Source organism: Hymenobacter negativus, assembly GCF_017571495.1.
In the GTDB taxonomy this organism is placed as follows: domain Bacteria; phylum Bacteroidota; class Bacteroidia; order Cytophagales; family Hymenobacteraceae; genus Hymenobacter; species Hymenobacter negativus.
In genome coordinates this window covers 153,771-171,170 of sequence record NZ_JAGETZ010000006.1, presented here as the reverse complement: position 1 = coordinate 171,170, position 17,400 = coordinate 153,771, and the positions used below count along the sequence as shown (strand labels likewise).

Annotated in this window: 13 protein-coding genes; 7 read left to right on the top strand and 6 right to left on the bottom strand. The window is 58.3% G+C overall.

The window, feature by feature from the left end; genetic code table 11:
• Positions 1 to 73 precede the first annotated feature (73 nt).
• Complete coding sequence (ftsH, locus tag J4E00_RS14785; protein ID WP_208175948.1) at positions 74 to 2,197, bottom strand: ATP-dependent zinc metalloprotease FtsH; 2,124 nt, start codon at positions 2,195 to 2,197, stop codon at positions 74 to 76.
• Positions 2,198 to 2,471: 274 nt separating this feature from the next.
• Entirely contained in the window at positions 2,472 to 2,852 is a 381-nt protein-coding gene (rsfS, locus tag J4E00_RS14780) for a ribosome silencing factor (RefSeq protein ID WP_208175947.1), read from the bottom strand.
• Positions 2,853 to 2,967: 115 nt separating this feature from the next.
• Here rsfS and J4E00_RS14775 point away from each other — a divergent pair, with 115 nt between their 5' ends.
• The 5 genes from J4E00_RS14775 to rlmB all read left to right on the top strand — a co-directional run bounded on the left by J4E00_RS14775 (position 2,968) and on the right by rlmB (position 10,403).
• On the top strand, positions 2,968 to 3,678 hold the full coding sequence (locus J4E00_RS14775; protein ID WP_208176054.1) for a biotin--[acetyl-CoA-carboxylase] ligase: 711 nt from the start codon (positions 2,968 to 2,970) through the stop codon (positions 3,676 to 3,678).
• 258 nt (positions 3,679 to 3,936) lie between these two features.
• Positions 3,937 to 4,587, top strand: coding sequence for a T9SS type A sorting domain-containing protein (locus J4E00_RS14770; protein WP_208175946.1), 651 nt, complete (start codon positions 3,937 to 3,939; stop codon positions 4,585 to 4,587).
• 192 nt (positions 4,588 to 4,779) lie between these two features.
• Complete coding sequence (locus tag J4E00_RS14765) at positions 4,780 to 7,791, top strand: DUF2723 domain-containing protein (protein WP_208175945.1); 3,012 nt, start codon at positions 4,780 to 4,782, stop codon at positions 7,789 to 7,791.
• A 348-nt stretch (positions 7,792 to 8,139) separates the two neighbouring features.
• Positions 8,140 to 9,411 carry a GWxTD domain-containing protein gene (locus J4E00_RS14760; RefSeq protein ID WP_208175944.1) on the top strand — a complete coding sequence of 424 codons (1,272 nt, stop codon included), beginning with the start codon at positions 8,140 to 8,142 and terminating at the stop codon, positions 9,409 to 9,411.
• Positions 9,348 to 10,403 (top strand): 23S rRNA (guanosine(2251)-2'-O)-methyltransferase RlmB, encoded by a 1,056-nt coding sequence (gene rlmB, locus J4E00_RS14755; RefSeq protein WP_236049804.1) that lies wholly within the window; start codon positions 9,348 to 9,350, stop codon positions 10,401 to 10,403. The genes J4E00_RS14760 and rlmB overlap by 64 nt, the downstream gene beginning before the upstream one ends.
• A gap of 105 nt (positions 10,404 to 10,508) precedes the next feature.
• On the opposite strand, the gene J4E00_RS14750 is transcribed toward rlmB, so the two are convergent.
• From J4E00_RS14750 to J4E00_RS14740, 3 genes are all read right to left on the bottom strand, one after another.
• Positions 10,509 to 11,024, bottom strand: coding sequence for a hypothetical protein (locus J4E00_RS14750; RefSeq protein WP_208175943.1), 516 nt, complete (start codon positions 11,022 to 11,024; stop codon positions 10,509 to 10,511).
• Positions 11,025 to 11,047: 23 nt separating this feature from the next.
• A complete protein-coding gene (locus J4E00_RS14745) occupies positions 11,048 to 12,130 on the bottom strand; it encodes a mannose-1-phosphate guanylyltransferase (protein WP_236049803.1) in 1,083 nt (360 codons plus the stop codon).
• Between the two features lie 161 nt (positions 12,131 to 12,291).
• Complete coding sequence (locus J4E00_RS14740) at positions 12,292 to 13,296, bottom strand: SIS domain-containing protein (RefSeq protein WP_208175942.1); 1,005 nt, start codon at positions 13,294 to 13,296, stop codon at positions 12,292 to 12,294.
• Between the two features lie 349 nt (positions 13,297 to 13,645).
• On the opposite strand from J4E00_RS14740, the gene recQ reads away from it, so the two are divergent.
• Positions 13,646 to 15,850, top strand: a complete 2,205-nt coding sequence (gene recQ, locus J4E00_RS14735) for a DNA helicase RecQ (RefSeq protein WP_208175941.1) — start codon at positions 13,646 to 13,648, stop codon at positions 15,848 to 15,850.
• On the opposite strand, the gene J4E00_RS14730 is transcribed toward recQ, so the two are convergent.
• Positions 15,843 to 16,130, bottom strand: coding sequence for a hypothetical protein (locus J4E00_RS14730; RefSeq protein ID WP_208175940.1), 288 nt, complete (start codon positions 16,128 to 16,130; stop codon positions 15,843 to 15,845). The genes recQ and J4E00_RS14730 overlap by 8 nt on opposite strands.
• Here J4E00_RS14730 and J4E00_RS14725 point away from each other — a divergent pair.
• Positions 16,106 to 17,398 carry a tetratricopeptide repeat protein gene (locus tag J4E00_RS14725; RefSeq protein WP_208175939.1) on the top strand — a complete coding sequence of 431 codons (1,293 nt, stop codon included), beginning with the start codon at positions 16,106 to 16,108 and terminating at the stop codon, positions 17,396 to 17,398. The two genes, J4E00_RS14730 and J4E00_RS14725, sit on opposite strands and share 25 nt — an antisense overlap.
• Positions 17,399 to 17,400: the final 2 nt, after the last annotated feature.

Below are 17,400 nucleotides of genomic sequence, written 5' to 3'. Positions count from 1 at the left end.
CAAAAGTAATAACATAAAAAAAGCCAGCCCTTTTGCGGGGCTGGCTTTCACATGCAGCATAAGCTTACAACACTTATCCAGCAACGGCACTTCCGCTGGAAGCTGAAGCTTCATTGCTGCGGTTGTCATCCATACCGGGCAGGTTCAGGTCGGGCAGGTCGCTGCCGAGCTTGCCGCCAGCCGTTTGCTCACCTTTCACCTCCGAAGCAGTTTCGCTACGGTCGGTACCGGCCATGTGGGCCTGGTAATTGGTCTGGGTAGCGAACGGGCGCGGGCCCACGAGACGGGTCAGGTCCTCCTGCTGAAGAACTTCTTTCTCAAGCAGTTCTTTAGCCACTACTTCCAACTCATGGCGGCGCTCAGTCAGCAGCTCTTTGGTCCGGACGTAAGCGTTTTCGATGATGGCGCGTACCTCCTCGTCAATCATCTGCGAAGTAGCTTCCGAATACGGCTTCGAGAAACCGTACTCACTTTGCCCCTTCGAATCGTAGAACGACACGTTGCCAAGCTTGGCATTCATGCCGTACATCGTCACAATGGAGTAAGCCATTTTGGTGATGCGCTCCAAGTCGCTCAGCGCGCCGGTCGAGATTTTGCCGAATACCAGCTCCTCAGCAGCACGGCCACCCAGAGCCATGCACATCTCGTCAATCAGTTGCTCAGTATTGTAAAGGAACTGCTCCTTGGGCAGGTATTGCGCATAGCCCAGTGCGGCCACGCCGCGGGGCACAATGCTCACTTTCACCAAAGGGTCGACGTGCTCCAGGAACCAGCCCGCTATGGCGTGGCCAGCCTCGTGGTAGGCCACAATGCGCTTCTCACCGGGCGAGATGATTTTGTTCTTCTTCTCCAAGCCACCAATCACGCGGTCAATGGCATCGGTGAAGTCCTGGTCGGTGATGAACTTCTTATCGCGACGGGCAGCAATCAGGGCGGCCTCGTTGCAAACGTTGGCAATCTCGGCACCTGCGAAGCCCGGCGTTTGAGCCGAAAGACGTTTGGCGTCCACATCGGGGCCCAACGTCAGGGGCTTCAAATGCACGTTGAAAATCTGCGTACGGCCGTTAATATCCGGCTTATCGATGCTGATTTGACGGTCGAAACGACCAGGCCGCAGCAAAGCCGAGTCCAGCGTATCGGGCCGGTTGGTAGCCGCCAAGATGATAACACCCGAGTCCGTGCCAAAACCGTCCATCTCCACCAGCAGGGAGTTCAGGGTGTTCTCGCGCTCGTCGTTGCCGCCGGGCATGGAGCCCTTGCTACGCGAACGGCCCACGGCGTCAATCTCGTCAATAAAGATGATGCAGGGCGCTTTTGCTTTGGCTTGCTTGAACAAGTCCCGTACCCGGGCGGCACCTACGCCCACGAACATCTCCACAAAGTCGGAACCCGACAGCGAGAAGAACGGCACATCGGCCTCGCCAGCTACAGCTTTGGCCAGCAACGTCTTGCCGGTGCCGGGAGGGCCGACTAGCAGGGCGCCTTTCGGAATCTTGCCGCCAAGGATGGTGAACTTGCTCGGGTTCTTCAGGAACTCCACAATCTCCTGCACCTCCTCTTTGGCTTCTTCGAGGCCAGCCACGTCTTTGAAGGTGATTTTCACCTTGTCGCCGCCTTCGAACAAGGCAGCTTTGCTCTTGCCGATACTGAAAATCTGACCACCGGGGCCACCAGCGCTACCCATACGGCGCATCAGGAACCAGAAGCCCACAATCATCAGGATGATGAAACCGTAGGTCCCGATGTAGTCGCCGGGGCTCTGCCGGTCCTCAATGTCGAGGGGCAGTCGCTGGGCAGGCGGCACATTAGCTTGCAGCTTGTCCAGGTTTTCCTGGAACAGCTTGGCATCCACCACCGGGAAATAGAACTGCGAGCCCGAGCCGGTAGCGCCAAATGGCGTGCGGCGCGTCAGTTCCTGGCGGTACTCTGGCTTAGCCAGGGCTTCGGGCTTGAGCGAAACCTCCACCACCTTCTGGTTGCTGATGATGGTGACTTTGCTCACGTCGCCAGCGGCCAGAATTTGCTCGAAGCGCTGCTGGTTAATTTTGGCGGGCGAGTTCAGGTTATTCACCCACATCACGCCAAACAAGAACACGAGCAAGCCGGCCAGCACCCAAAGCTGCACACCCGGACGGGGCGAGGGCGTGGGCACCATCGGCTTCTTTTTCTTATTGTTACTGGGATTTTTATCCGACATGTAAATAGCTAGTTAAATCTGGTATAACCACGGGCAGAACACCGGCTCGAAAGCAAATGTTCGGTAAAAAGGAAGACGCGGCGGCAACGATTTTATTTTATTCGAAGGCTTTTCTCTGCTAGGCAAGCGGCGTAGAACCTGTCATCCTGAACGCAGCGAAGGCCCTTCTCACCGAAGAACAGTTGGCATTAAATTACAATAGCAATGCGGACGTAATAGGTCGTTCGCAAGCTCAGGATGACAGACGCCGCTTTGCCTGACATTCAATGAGGAGTTATGACGGTTCCGATTCGATGTAGCTGATGTCGGCGTCGCCCCACAGTTCTTCGAGGGCATAGAACCGGCGGCGGTCGCGCAGGAATACGTGCACCACCACATCTACGTAATCGAGCAGCACCCACTCGCGGTTGGTGCGGCCTTCGGTTTGCCAGGGGCTTTCGCCGGTTACTTTCTCAATTTCCTCCTCTACCGAGCGAGCTACGGCTTCGAGTTGGGTATCGGAGTTGGCCGAGCAAATGATAAAATAATCTGCGACAGCGTTTTTTAATTCCTTCAAATTCAGCACCACGATGTCGGATGCCTTTTTATCCTGCATGCCGCGAACGACCAAATCTGCCAATGTGTCTGAATCCTGACGGACCAACGTGCTTTTCATATTGTCTTGTTAGGTGTGAGCTTTACAGCCGAAAGTCTACGAAGTTAACGATACGCGAAAGAAGGCTGTGGTAGTCACCCCAAAAACCCTGTTCACGGGCCAGCAATTGATATGGATGCCGGCCTGTGCCTCGACGAATTCGGAGGCTCAAAGTTTGATTGTCCAAAACCGGGCCAGCGAAGGCTGCACCATTATTACGGACTTTCAGACCGCTGGCCGGGGCCAGCGCGGCAACCAATGGGAAGGCGCCCCCGCCGAAAACCTGATGATGTCGGTGGTGTGGCAGCCCACGTTTCTGGCCGCCCCCGAGCAGTTTCGCCTTAGCCAGACCGTAGCGTTGGGGGTGCACGACTGGGCGCAAACCCTGCTCGGACCCGCCCCAAAACTGAAGCTAAAATGGCCCAACGACCTCTACTATGGCGACCAAAAGCTGGGCGGCATTCTGATTGAGAACACCCTGAGCGGCGCAAAGATTCAATATAGCATCATTGGTATTGGCCTGAATATCAACCAGCAGGAATTTGCCGTTCCCACGGCTACATCCATTGCAAAGGTCACGGGCCGCAGCTACCAGCGCGATGCGCTGGCCGCCCGCCTGCTGGAGTACTTGGAGCGACGCTACCTGCAACTGCGGGCCGGCCAGGTGGGTGCCCTGCGGCGTGAATATTTACAGGCGCTCTACCGCTACCAAGAGGTTCACTCGTTTATAATCGACGGCCAAACAGTGAGCGGCCAGATTGTCGGGGTAGAGGACGACGGCCGGCTGGCCGTGGCCATCGGCAATGAGCTGCGCCGGTTCGGACTACAGGAAATCCGCCACGCCTAGCAACCAATGCCGCCGTTTTGGCATCTGTTCACTATATTCAAACTTTCGAATAAAAAATAATTTTGGGCAGGCAACCTTATTAACAGCATTGCCGAGTTGTTTTTGCTACGGACATTCAACTTCTGAGTGTTTTGGCAGTACATCAAACCGAAATGCTTCGGCTGGCGTTGGTTACGTCAGGCGGCGGCAACATCGGCACGGTGCTTGTCTTACGTGGCTTGGTCCGAATTTTTCCACCTTCATTTTTCTGCTTACCTGATGAAACTCTTTACTCGCTCCTTTGCTACCCTCGCCATGCTGGCGATGTCGCTGGCCACAGCCTTCGCGGCTAATATCACCATTAACGTGGGTGATAACTTCTACCGCGGTCCAGGCAATACCAGCGGCGTAGCCGATATCCGCACCATCAACGTAGGCGATGTCGTGACTTGGCACAATGTAGGCTTCAGTAGCCACCCTACCATGTCGGACAACGGCGCTTGGAGCACCTTCCCGATGAACCCCGGGAGTCCGGACTTCACCCGTACTTTTTCCACGGTAGGTTCTTTCCCTTACCACTGCACGGCACACGGCGGCCCCGGTTCTGGCCAATATGGTGTTCTAAACGTAGTAGCTACCCCTACAGCCACGTTGGCTGATGCCAACCTGGCTGCTGCTACGCTGAATGTATTTCCTAATCCCAGCCACGGCCAGGTGACGGTGAAGCTGGAACAGAAAGGCGGTGCCGACTACAAGCTGCGCCTGAGCAACATCATCGGTCAGGAAATTCGCACCATCGCCCTCAAGCCAGAGCTGACGGCCGCTGGCCTGCCGCTCGACCTGAGCGACCTGCGCACCGGTGTGTATTTCTATAGCTTGCTCGTGGACGGCAAGGTGGCCAGCACGAAACGCCTCGTGTTGCAGAACTAAGCTAACCTATTTTTGTGATTGACCAAAAAGCAGCCTCGGGCTGCTTTTTGTGTTTCTAGCCTGAATTGGTTTGCAGCAAGCGTCAGTGCAACGGTGCATTGCCTACTTTTGCCTTTTCACTGAGTAGTTGTTGCTTTTTCCGGCAATGCGTTTTGTTGGCGCTTGCTGGGCCCTCGTGTCTCACCCGTTTCTATGCGTTCCTTTAAAAGTCTGAACAACCTCGTCGGCTGGCTGGTGTTTGCCATTGCCGCCGCTACCTACCTGCTCACCCTGGAACCCACGGCCTCGTTCTGGGACTGCGGCGAGTTCATTGCCTGCTCCTACAAGCTGCTGGTGCCGCACCCTCCGGGGGCACCCACGTTTCTGCTGCTGGGCCGCTTGTTTTCGCTGTTCTCGTTTGGCGACGTGACGAAGGTGGCCGTGCTTATAAACGCCCTGTCGGGTTTGAGCAGCGCCTTTACCGTTCTGTTCCTGTTCTGGATTATCACGCGCATGGCCCGCAAGCTGGTGCTGCGCGGCGAGGCCAATGAGTACTCGCTGGCTGCCGAAGCCATTGAGCCGACGGGTGCTCAGACCTTGCTCATTCTGAGTGCGGGCGTGGTGGGGGCGCTGGCGTTTGCCTTCTCCGATTCGTTCTGGTTCAATGCCGTGGAGGGCGAGGTGTACGCCATGTCGGCGCTGTGCACTGCGGCCGTGGTTTGGATAATGCTGAAGTGGGAAGCTCGCGCCAGTGAGCCCGACTCGGATAAATGGCTGGTATTGATTGCCTACGTTATCGGTCTCAGCATCGGGGTGCACTTGCTAAACCTACTCACGCTGCCCGCCCTGGGCTTCACCTACTACTACCGCCGCACAGCCAACCCAACGATGAAAGGCGGCATTATCGTACTGGTGGTGAGCATGATTATCGTAGGCTCCATCCTGGTAGGCATCATCCCAGGCCTGCCCACGCTGGCCGGCAACTTCGAGGTGTTCTTTATTAACACCATCGGATTACCCTTCAACTCGGGCCTGTTTATTTTCCTGATTGTTTTTGTGGGGCTGATTTGGTTCGGTTTCCGGATGTCGTTCCAGCGCCGCAGCCAGCTGCTGAACACAGCCATGCTGTGCTTCGTGTTCATCCTGATTGGCTACTCCTCGTACCTGATTGTACCCATTCGCAGCTCCTTCCAGCCCACCATCAACGAGAACGACCCGGAGGATGTGCTGAGCTTTGTGAGCTACCTCAAGCGGGAGCAGTACGGCTCGCGCCCGCTGCTCTACGGCCCGCAGTTCAACGCCCAGCCGGTGGACTACGCCCAGGGTGCCCCACGCTACGCCCGCGACCTGAAGACCGGCACCTACAAGGAGATTCTGCCGCGTCAGCAGGAGCCCGTGTACCGCGACGAGGACAAAATGCTACTGCCCCGCATCTACAGCTACGAGCCCGACCAGATTGCCAACTACAAGAAATGGGTCGACATTCAGGACGGCGTGAAGCCCACCATGGGCCAGAATCTGGGCTTCCTGTTCCGCTACCAGATGGGCCACATGTTCTGGCGCTACTTCATGTGGAACTACGTGGGCCGGGAGTCCGACATTCAGCAGGCGGGCGTGGTGACACCGTTTAGCCCCGGCAAAGGCACGCTGCCGCCCCGCATCGGCGATAGCCCGGCGCACAACAACTTCCTGGCACTGCCGCTTATTCTGGGTCTCATCGGCCTGTTTTTTCAGAGCCGCCGCAACAGCAAGGACGCCTGGGTGACCGGCCTACTCTTCCTGATGACAGGCCTAGCCATTGTGCTCTACCTCAACCAGCCGCCACGCGAGCCGCGCGAGCGCGACTACACCTTCACGGGGGCCACTTTCGCCTTTGCCATTTGGATAGGCCTGGGCGTGCTGGGCGTGGCCGAGCTGCTGGGCAAGGTGGTGAAAGCCGACGGCGTGCGCGCCGGGGTGGCCTTGCTGGCCGGTCTGCTGGTGCCGGGCATTATGGTGGCCCAGGGCTGGGACGACCACAACCGCTCTGACCGCTACAACTCGGTGGACTCGGCCAAGAACCTGCTCAATAGCTGCGAGAAAAACGCCATTCTGTTCACCAACGGCGACAACGACACCTTCCCGCTCTGGTACGCGCAGGAGGTGGAAGGCGTGCGAACCGATGTGCGCGTGGCCGTGCTCTCGTACCTGAATACCGACTGGTACATCGCCCAGATGAAGCGCCGCTCCTACCTCTCGGAGGGCTTCCCCATCTCGATGCCTGCCGAGGCCTATGCCCAAGGTACCAATGACATGCTGCCCTTCGCCGCCAACCCGGCTGTACCGAGCGTGAACCTCAAGGAGTTCATCGCGCTGGTGAAGGACAACAACCCGCTGCTGCAGGTACAGTACCAGGAAGGCGGCCCGAGCATGATGAGCTTCCCGACCCCCAACTTCTTCCTGCCGATTGATACTGTGGCCGTGAAAAACCTGAACATCATTCCCAAAGACCGGGAAAAGCAGCTGGTAAGCAAGATGGAGTGGAGCATGGGCAAGCGCGCCATCGAGAAGAAAAACCTGGTGATTCTGGACATGATTGCGACCAACAACTGGAAGCGGCCCATCTACTTCAGCAGCACCGTGGCGCCTTCCGACTACATGAACCTGCAGCCCTACTTCCAGCTGGAGGGCATGGCCTACCGCCTGCTGCCCCTGAAAGACTCGAACTACGACCCGCGTAGTGGCGACGAAGGTTACGTGGAAAAAGCACTCACCGAGCAGCGTTTGCTGAAGGACTTCAGCTACCGCGGCCTGCAAAACCCGCACATTTTCTACGACGAAAACAACCTGCGTTTCCCGGCCAACTACCGCGACAAGTTTGCCCGCTTAGCCAATGCCTACATGGCCGCCGGCAACGTAGCCAAAGCCAAGGAAATAGCCAACAAGTGTTTGGAGCTAATGCCAGATGCTGCCATTCCCTACGACTACTACTCGCCGCAGCTGGTGCCCGCTTTGGTAGCCGGCGGCGAGAAGAAGAAAGCCGACCAACTGCTCGATACCATGACGCAGCGCTCGGAGCAGATGCTGGCCTACTACAGCACCAAGCCCGATGGCAGCCTCTTCGAGGACGATATGCGCGGCTATTTGCTGGGCCTGCAAAGCGTATACCGCGCCGCCGAGCTGGCCGGTGACACGGCCCGCAGCCAGAAGGCTTATACCCTGATGAGCCAGTACTACCCACGCTAGGAAATAATTGGGTGATTTTCAACCAGCAAAAGGCCGGTTCGCAATGTGCGGACCGGCCTTTTCGTTTAGAAAGCGGCTGAGCTTCTCAATGACCTTAGGCAAGTGGTGCCAATGGCAGCCGAGACGCTCAACTACCCGGACAGTAGGTTCCATTGCCAGTTGAGAGCTGTAACTGCCATTGACACTTGGTGACGCGGCTACTTTCGGGCTGCGACTTGATTAGGAACCCTCGGCTATTGGCAGTTGCGGGCCACAGTTGCCATCAGCTGAGGATAGCCTGACTGGTTGCGGGCCGTCACCGTTTGGCTTTCATTAGCCTTCCTATCTGTTTTCCCGTAGCTTTAATCTATGCAGGTTCGTTCGCTTCTATTAGTCGTTTTTGTGCTCATGGCCTTCGCCCCGCTGGCCCCGCGCCCCGACTTCGCCGGCCTTTACCGCGACGGCCCGCACTTGGAGGTGGACACCCGCCGCGAGGGCGACAGCCTGCGCCTCTACCTGCGCTTGCCGTCACCTGCCCGCTTGGGACCGGGCCACACGCTGCGCCTCACCGCCTGGCCCAGCTACGAAGCCAAAATGCCGCTGTGGCAGGACAGCATTCCGCGCCGCCAGCAGCACCCGCGCCCTGTGGCGGGTGGCGACATGCGCCTGAGTTTTTGCATTGCCACTGCCCGCGTGCCAGCCGGGGCCATTTTGCAGCTCACCACCGCCCCTGCCGACGCTAAAGACGACTACCAGGAACCCAGCACTACCACTTGGCTGCGCCTGACCGAGGCCGTACTCGCCCGCCCGTTCGTGCTCACCGATTCGACCGGGCAACCCCTGCTGCGGCGCTATGTGCAGGCCAATGAAGCCTTTGGCGTGGAAAGCTTCGGCCTGATGCAGCCCGTGCGCTGGAAGCGCTACGCCGTGACGCCCACTCCTGCCCTGCCCCCCATGACCAATCCGGCCGCTATGCCCGCTGGCCCGCGCACCCTGCCCCTACTCGACTCAGCCACTACCCAGCCCGGCGAGCCGTTGCGTCTGCGCGAAGCGGGCTTGTATGCTCTGCGCGTGGGCGGCACGGGCGGCATGCCCTTGCGCACGCTGGCCGTACTGGTGGCCGACAATGCCTACCCCGCCCTCACCACTGCATCGGAACTAATTGAGCCACTGCGCTACATCACCACCAGCGAGGAGCGCAAGCGCATTACCAACACCCGTGACCACAAGCGGGCCGTGGATAGGTTCTGGCTCGACATTGCCCAAGGCAACCAGCGCCTGGGCAAAGACCTCATTCGGCGCTACTACGGCCGCGTCACAACTGCCAACCGCCTCTTTGCCGCTCACAAGGCTGGCTGGCTTACCGATAAAGGACTATTGTACGTAGTGCTGGGGCCGCCACCCAGCGTCCGGCGGCTGTTTAGTGGGGAAGAACGATGGTTTTATCCTGATGGAGGAATTGATGGCGGCCCCATTACCTACACCTTCCGGCCCCGGCCGAGTACCTTTGCCCCTGATTACTACGAATTGGTGCGCCGGCCCGAGTACGAAATGCTCTGGTATGCCGCCGTTGAAAAATGGAGAACCCCAACGACCGCCCTGACCGGCCCGAACGTCCCCAGCGACCTGCCCGCCCGGTAGCCGGCCGCCGCTTCTATGACGGCGCCAATCGCCCCGTCACGCCCAAACAGTTCCGCCCCGACCGTGGCGGCAGCGAGTTTGACGACCGCCCCGCCCGCCCCCGTGGCCGTGGTGGCTCCGACAACCAGGACGACGCGCCTGCAGGCCGTGGCCCGCGCCCCGAGCGCGGTGAAAGCCGCCCGCCCTACCGTGAGCGCGAAGGCGGCTCCGACCGGCCCCGCTACGAAAACCGCCCGGCCCAGGCTTCCAGCATCGACATGCTGTTTGGCCTGCGCCCTATTCTAGAGGCATTGAGCGCGGGCCGCACGCTGGAGAAAATATTCCTGCTGCGCGGCACCAAAAACAGCCTCGTCACGGACATCTCTACGGCCGCTCGCGAAGCCGGCATCCAGGTGCAGATGGTGCCGGTGGAGAAGCTCGACAACCTGACGCGCAAGAACCACCAAGGCGCAGTTGCCTTTGTTTCGCCCATTGATTACGCGCCGCTCGATAACATCGTGTCGGGCCTGTTTGAGGAAGGCAAAGTGCCCTTCCTACTGCTCCTCGACCGTATTACCGATGTGCGCAACTTCGGCGCTATCGCCCGCACGGCCGAATGCTTGGGCGTGCAAGCCATTGTGGTGCCCAGCCGTGGTGCTGCCCAAATCAACGGCGACGCCTTGAAAACCTCGGCCGGCGCGCTCAACATCCTGCCGGTGTGCCGCGAGGTCAGCCTGCACGAAACCATCCGCTTCCTCCAGCAGTCGGGCATCATGGTAGTAGCCTGTACTGAAAAAGCGGAAGAAGCTGTGGGTTCAGCCGAAATTGATTTCAGCGGTCCGGTGGCCGTGCTTATGGGCTCGGAGGAAGACGGCATCTCGCCCGACCTCCTAAACCTGGCCGATGTGAAGCTCAAAGTGCCCATGACCGGCCAGATTCAAAGCCTGAATGTGGGCGTAGCCGCTGGCATCATGCTGTTTGAGGTGGCCCGTCAGCGGGTGAGCGCAGAATAAATTCAAATTAATACCAAAGCAGAAGCCCAACCAGCCCATTGATAATGGGTCGGTTGGGCTTCTGCTTTGATTACTTTTGGAAGTTCTGTTAACGCGAATAGCTGCTTATTCAAGCTCGCCTTTGGTAACCTTGGTGTTATCTCGAAATCCTATGATGTTGCCTTTCACGGTTCCGACTCTAGCGCCTATTTGAGTTGCTTTTCCGTTCACAATTGCCTCAATGCCAACGTCGTTACCTTTATCCTCTTCCTGCTCGGCACTATAGTTTTGGTAGAGCCGGTATTTTACTCCACCATTGGTGAACCGAAGCTCGTTGATGTCGAGTCCTGCATTGGAAATTCCGCCGCCTCGCAAGTAGAAGGCGTACGTGAACTTCTTCCAGCTGCTGCGGTCCAGCACGGCCGGGTATTGCAACTCAACCTGGGTGGCCGTACCGAAACGATACGCCAGATACGCCTGCTTGGGGCCCTCGCAAAGACAGGCTGTTTTACCGCCTTTGGTCACGAACGAAAACACGCTGGTTTCGCCGGCCCGACAGAGAGTGGCTGGCCGCGGTGGGGCGCTGCCAGTCAGGAGAAGCAAACCTATGCCAGCACCAAAAGAAGCGGTTAGGAGCTTCATGAACATCGTTGATTTATTGAAAATTAGTTGTACCCAGCGCCTTTCTTGGCCTTCACGTCGGCCACAAACTCCTTCACGCGCTGCTCTTCACTACGCTTGCAGATGAGCAGCACGTTGTCGTATTCAGCTACGATGTAGTCTTCTAGGCCCTGTACTACCACCAGGCGCTCGGCGGGCGTTTTGATGACGCAGCCGGTGGTATCGTACAGCAGCACGTCGCCGCTCACCATGTTGTCGTTCTCATCGTGCCGGCCAATGCGGTGCAGCGAGTCCCAGGTGCCTACGTCGCTCCAGCCGAAATCGGCGGGCAGCACGTACACGTTATCGGCCTTTTCCATCACGCCGTAATCGATGCTGATGTTGCGGCAGCGGGAATAGGCCTGGCCAATAAACTCTTCTTCCTGGGGCGTACCCAGCAGGTTGGCCCCTTCTTCAAACACCTCGGCGATATCGCTCAGGTAGTGGTGGAAGGCATTGATAATAACATCGGCGCGCCACACAAACAGGCCGGAATTCCACAGGAAGTCGCCGCTGTCGATAAACATGCGGGCCAACTCCAGGTTGGGCTTCTCCGTGAAGGTTTTCACCTTGTGCAGCTGGCCGCCGGGCAGGCTCTGCTCGTCCATAAACTGGATATAGCCATAGCCGGTATCGGGCCGCGAGGGCTGAATGCCGAGCGTAATCAGGACGTCGTTGGCGCGGGCAGCATCCACGGCCTGGCGGATGAGGCGGCGGAACTCATCGTCGCGCAGCACGGCGTGGTCGGCCGGAGTTACAATGATGGTAGCCTTGGGGTCGCGCTGGGCAATGCGGTAGCTGGCGTAGGCAATGCAAGGTGCCGTATTGCGGCCAATGGGTTCGCCCAGAATCTGGTCGGGCGGCAGCATCGGCAGGTGTTCCTGCACCAACTCCATATAGTCGCGGTTGGTGACCACAAACACATTTTCCAGCGGGCAAATGCCTTCAAAGCGGTCCACGGTGAGCTGAAGCATCGACCGGCCCACGCCCAGCACATCGTGAAACTGCTTGGGATGATGCGTGCGGCTAAAGGGCCAGAACCGGCTGCCAATGCCGCCGGCCATTACGATGAGATAGGTGCTGGTCAAAGGGTATGAGGGTAAAAGGGTAGGCGGGTACGAGGGCGGAAAATCACTGCGCAAACCTCGGAATAACCTTAAAGTTAAACGGCATGCAAAGTTGCACCTAAAAAACGGAGCAAATCCCTCCGTTCCGGCCCTCACACCCGCCCGCCCGCTTGTCCTAAAACCTACACCAAGCCTTCGCGCAGCAAGTCGTGCAGGTGAATAAAGCCATTGAACGCTCCATCCTGGGTCACGACTAGCTGCGTGATGTTGCGCTGCTGCATGCGGGCCAGAGCTTCGGCAGCAAAATCCTCGATGTCGATGGTAGCCGGGCGGGGCGTGAGAATGTCACGAGCCGTGAGTCGCTCCAGGTCTGAGAAGCTGCCCAGCATACGGCGCAGGTCACCATCGGTGATGATGCCAGCCAGCTGGCCCGTCGCATCCAGCACGGCGGTAGCGCCAAGGCGCTTGCCCGAGATTTCCAGCAGCACCTCCTTCAAGGGCGCATCCTCGAGCACCTGAGGCCGTTGGTTCTGGCGGCTAAGGTCACCCACTTTCAGGTAGAGGCGCTTGCCCAGGGTGCCGCCGGGGTGCAATCGGGCAAAATCAGCAGCAGTGAACTGGCGGCTTTCGAGCAGGCACACGGCCAACGCGTCGCCCAGAGCCAGGGCCGCCGTGGTGCTAGTGGTGGGGGCCAGATTGTTGGGGCAGGCCTCCTTGGTTACCGGGGCGTGCAGAATATAGGTGGCCTGCTGCCCCAAGTACGAATCGGCGTTGCTCACCAGCGCGGCCAGCGGCACACCCTTGCGGCGCAGCAGCGGCACCAGTACCTTGATTTCGGGCGTGTCGCCGCTCTTGCTGATGGCAATGACGAAATCCTCGGGCTGAATCATGCCCAGGTCGCCGTGGATGGCATCGGCGGCGTGCATAAACAAGGCCGGCGTGCCCGTGCTGTTGAGGGTGGCCACGATTTTGCCCGCTACGTGGGCGCTTTTGCCAATGCCCGTCACTACTACCCGGCCCTTCAACTGCAGAATGGCCTGCACGCAATTGGCAAAGTCGGGCGTGGACGCGAGGGCCGTGGCCACGTCGTGCAGGGCGGCGGCCTCCTCGTACAATACCTGCCGGGCAACGGCCAGCACATCAACGGCGGTGGCCGACGGGTTTTCGAAGGGAATGGAAACAGGCATGGGCAATACGCGGAATGTTATTGCAAAATTGGGGGAAAGAAGCTCCCCCAACGCAAAGCCGCAAAAACGAGTGCCACCGGCATATTAGCTCGCCAATACAGAGCACACAAGTGATTGTGCCGTCTAGTCCGCTGCTACTTGTATAAAAAGCCAATCGGGACATCTTGGCGTAATGGCCCGGCAGCTTTCTGCTCCGCAACCGGTGTGCCCGCGAAGCGCGATGTTAATATGAATAAATTGTTTTCCACAATTCACGAAAAACAACATTTTTCATGCTGAGAATATTGGCTATTGCTTATCTTCGTTATGAACCGCGCATTGGTATGCCTTTCACCAGAGCTTTCTAACTATGTCATCTATTGCCCTTCAAGATGCCCCGGCCATTAGCGCCGACTTGAAACATACACTTAAAGAAGTATTCGGCTACGGCCAGTTTCGGGGCACGCAAGAGGCTGTTATTCAAAATGTATTGGCGGGGCACAACACCTTTGTGATTATGCCCACTGGTGCCGGCAAAAGCTTGTGCTACCAACTGCCAGCCCTGGTGCGGCCGGGCACAGCCATTGTTATTTCGCCCCTCATTGCCCTGATGAAAAATCAGGTCGACCAGCTCGGAGCCTTCGGGGTGAATGCGCAGGTGTACAATTCGACGCTGACCAAAAGCGAAATGAACCGTGTGAAAAAGGACGTCATGAGCGGCGAAGTTCGTCTGCTCTACGTAGCTCCGGAAAGCCTCACGAAGGACGACACCATCGATTTCCTGCTGAAAAGCACCATCAGCTTCGTAGCAATCGACGAGGCCCACTGCATTTCGGAATGGGGCCATGACTTCCGGCCCGAGTACCGCAAGATTCGCGGCATTATTGATAACCTGGGCGGCAACGTGCCCATCATCGCCCTCACGGCCACGGCCACGCCCAAAGTGCAGCTGGATATCCAGAAAAACCTGCACATGGACGACGCCAGCGTGTTTAAAACCAGCTTCAACCGCACCAACCTCTATTACGAGGTGCGCGCTAAGCACAACACCAAAAAGCAGCTGATTCAGTACGTGAAGCAGCACAAGGGCAAAGCCGGCATCATCTACTGCCTGAGCCGCAAGAAGGTGGAGGAAATTGCCGAGTTGCTGCGCGTGAACGACGTGCGCGCCCGCCCCTACCACGCCGGCCTCGACCAGCAGGTACGCATCGACAACCAGGATGCTTTCCTCAACGAGGAGTGCGACGTGATTGTGGCCACCATCGCCTTCGGCATGGGCATCGATAAACCGGACGTGCGCTTCGTGGTGCACTACGATGCGCCCAAATCCATTGAGGGCTACTACCAGGAAACCGGCCGCGGTGGCCGCGACGGTCTGGAAGGCAACTGCCTGATGTTCTACAGCTACGACGACATTCTGAAGCTGGAAAAATTTAGCAAGGACAAGCCGGTGACCGAGCGCGACAATGCCCACCAGTTGCTGGCCGAAATGACCAATTATGCCGAAAGCGCCGTGTGCCGCCGCCGGCAACTGCTGCACTACTTCGGTGAGCAACTGGACAAGGACTGCGGCTTCTGCGACAACTGCAAGCACCCCAAGGAGCGGTTTGAGGGCGAGGCGGCGGTAGGCCTGGCCCTGCGCGCCGTGGTGCAGACGGAGGCCCGCTTCAATCTTACGCACATTGGGCAGGTGCTATTGGGGTTGAGCAACCCGCACATTGAGAGCTACGCGCACAACGCACTGCCAGTGTACGGCCAGGGTAAGGAGTTGGGCGACGCGCAGTTCTGGCACTCGGTGCTGCGCCAGTGCCTGCTCAACGGCTTTTTGGAAAAGGACATCGATAGCCTGGGCCTGGTGCGCATCACCGACAAGGGCATTGATTTCATTGAAAACCCGCGCTCCATCACCCTCACCCGCGACCACAACTTCGACGAGGAGCAGAAGGCCGACGAGGAAAAGGAGGAAGTGCAGCACGCCGCCGGCCACGACGAAGCGCTGTTTGCCCAGCTGAAAGAGTTGCGCAAGCAGGTGGCCAAGCAGAAGAACCTGCCGCCCTACGTCCTCTTCCAGGACCCAAGTCTGAAGGAGATGGCCACCACCTACCCCACCACGCTGCACGACCTCACGCACGTGTCGGGCGTGGGACAGGGCAAGGCGCAGAAGTTTGGGGCGCCCTTCGTGGCCGCCATCAAGAAGTACGTGGAAGACAACGACATCGAAACCGCGGAGGACGTAGTGGTGAAGTCAGCCGTGAACCGTTCGAAAATCAAGATTTACGTTATCCAGCAGATTGACAAGAAGATGATGCTGGAGGACATTGCTTCCTCGAAAGGCATTACGATGACGGAGCTGATGGAGGAGATTGAACACATCTGCTACTCCGGCACCCGCCTGAACATCGACTACTACCTCAACGAGATGGTGGAGGAAGACCGCCAGGAGGAAATTTACGATTACTTCATGTCGGCCAGCACCGACAACATTGCCGCAGCTATGAAAGAGTTGGGTGATGAGTTCACTGAAGAAGAGCTCCGACTGGTCCGAATTAAGTTCATCAGTGAGGTGGCTAACTAGCGACGCCACCTTCTTCGTTTTCTCCACTTAAAAAAGACCTTGCTCCATCGAGTAAGGTCTTTTTTTGCGCCTGACTGATTGGAATAAGGCTTGGGCCGCTAACGGGCATTTCGGCAGTCCAAAACTGTCTATTTACCAAAGCAACCGTTTGACCAGCAAATTTTAAATGAATCGCATTAAATAGCTTTAATATCTTTTTTAATAATTTAAAAAAGCGATATCTTCGTTCCCCTCCGTCACTTTTTAATGTTTTATATGGGAAACGTTCTACGCTATTCATTCTTCCTTGCGGCACTGCTGGCTGGCTTGCAGGCGCAGTCGGCGTGGGCGCAAGCCAGGGTGGCGGCCCCGGCAAAGAAGCCAGTGGCACCAAAGGCCACGCCAGTGCGGGCCGTGCCAGCCAAAGCACCGGCCGCTCCGGTAACTGGTAAGGCGGCAGCAGCGATGCCAGCCCCAACCCAGGCCCTGCCCGCTGATACTGCCCGCGGCGTGGCCTTGACCGACACCGTGCAGGTGCTGACGCCCGCCCAGATTGCTGAACAAGCGTACCAGGCCGGCCTGACCAGCTTTCAGAGTAAGGATTTTGCGGCGGCCATGACTAGCTTCACGGCGGCCATCGCGGCCAAGGCCGACTACGCGCCGCCTTTTGCTTCGCGGGCTGCCACGCACTTCGAACTAAAGGAATACGCGCCCGCGCTGGCCGACTATACCGAGGCTATTAAGCTGGCGCCCACCGACTACACCAGCTACTTGGGCCGGGCGCAGGTTTACGAGGCCAATAGCCAGCCTGCCGAAGCCGAAAAGGACTATGCTGAGGCCATAAAGGGCGGCAGCAGTTTTGGGGCGGCGTGGTACCGGCGGGGCCTGCTGCGCTTTGAGCGGGGTGAATACCAGGCCGCCCGCGAGGACTTCGACGGAGCCCTCAAGGCCGACCAGAAGGATGCGCTGGCCCACCATGACCGGGGCTGTGCCAACCTGCAGCTGGGCAATTACCCCGAGGCAGTCATTGATTTCACCGCAGCGCTGGCCTTGCAGCCCACACTGCTATCGGCACTGCTCAACCGGGCCGCCGCCGAGCGCCGCGTGGGACAGATGCCCCAAGCGCTACACGATTACGACACCTATCTTAAAGCCAAGACCGATGACGCGCTGGCCTTTGCCAACCGGGGCAGCGCCCGCTTTGATAACCAGGATTTCAAAGGCGCAGTGGCCGATTTTACGCAGGCCATTTTGCTGGATGCCAAGTATGCGCTGGCTTGGAACAACCGCGCCGCAGCCAACCTGAAGCTGGAGGAATACGCCAAGGCCGAAGTGGATGCCACGCAGGCCATCACGCTCGAAGCCAAGTATGCCGAGGCGTACCTGAACCGGGGCCACGCCCGCGAAATGCTGCGCAAGCCCGAAGAAGCCTGCCAGGACTGGCGGAAGTCGGCGGAGCTGGGCATTGAAGCCGGCAGCAGCTACGCGACTATTTCGGGCTGCGCGGCCCCACCGCCGATGATTTCGACGCCCGAAGCCGACAACGCGCAGGCAACTTCCAAACCTTAACC

Coding starts and splice junctions, on each gene's coding strand:
- J4E00_RS14760 (WP_208175944.1), top strand. CDS start 8,140: ATGCAGGTTCGTTCGCTTCTATTAGTCGTTTTTGTGCTCATGGCCTTC.
- J4E00_RS14740 (WP_208175942.1), bottom strand. CDS start 13,296: ATGCCTGTTTCCATTCCCTTCGAAAACCCGTCGGCCACCGCCGTTGAT.
- J4E00_RS14765 (WP_208175945.1), top strand. CDS start 4,780: ATGCGTTCCTTTAAAAGTCTGAACAACCTCGTCGGCTGGCTGGTGTTT.
- J4E00_RS14750 (WP_208175943.1), bottom strand. CDS start 11,024: ATGAAGCTCCTAACCGCTTCTTTTGGTGCTGGCATAGGTTTGCTTCTC.
- rlmB (WP_236049804.1), top strand. CDS start 9,348: ATGGAGAACCCCAACGACCGCCCTGACCGGCCCGAACGTCCCCAGCGA.
- J4E00_RS14775 (WP_208176054.1), top strand. CDS start 2,968: ATGCCGGCCTGTGCCTCGACGAATTCGGAGGCTCAAAGTTTGATTGTC.
- recQ (WP_208175941.1), top strand. CDS start 13,646: ATGTCATCTATTGCCCTTCAAGATGCCCCGGCCATTAGCGCCGACTTG.
- ftsH (WP_208175948.1), bottom strand. CDS start 2,197: ATGTCGGATAAAAATCCCAGTAACAATAAGAAAAAGAAGCCGATGGTG.
- J4E00_RS14770 (WP_208175946.1), top strand. CDS start 3,937: ATGAAACTCTTTACTCGCTCCTTTGCTACCCTCGCCATGCTGGCGATG.
- rsfS (WP_208175947.1), bottom strand. CDS start 2,852: ATGAAAAGCACGTTGGTCCGTCAGGATTCAGACACATTGGCAGATTTG.
- J4E00_RS14725 (WP_208175939.1), top strand. CDS start 16,106: ATGGGAAACGTTCTACGCTATTCATTCTTCCTTGCGGCACTGCTGGCT.
- J4E00_RS14730 (WP_208175940.1), bottom strand. CDS start 16,130: ATGAATAGCGTAGAACGTTTCCCATATAAAACATTAAAAAGTGACGGA.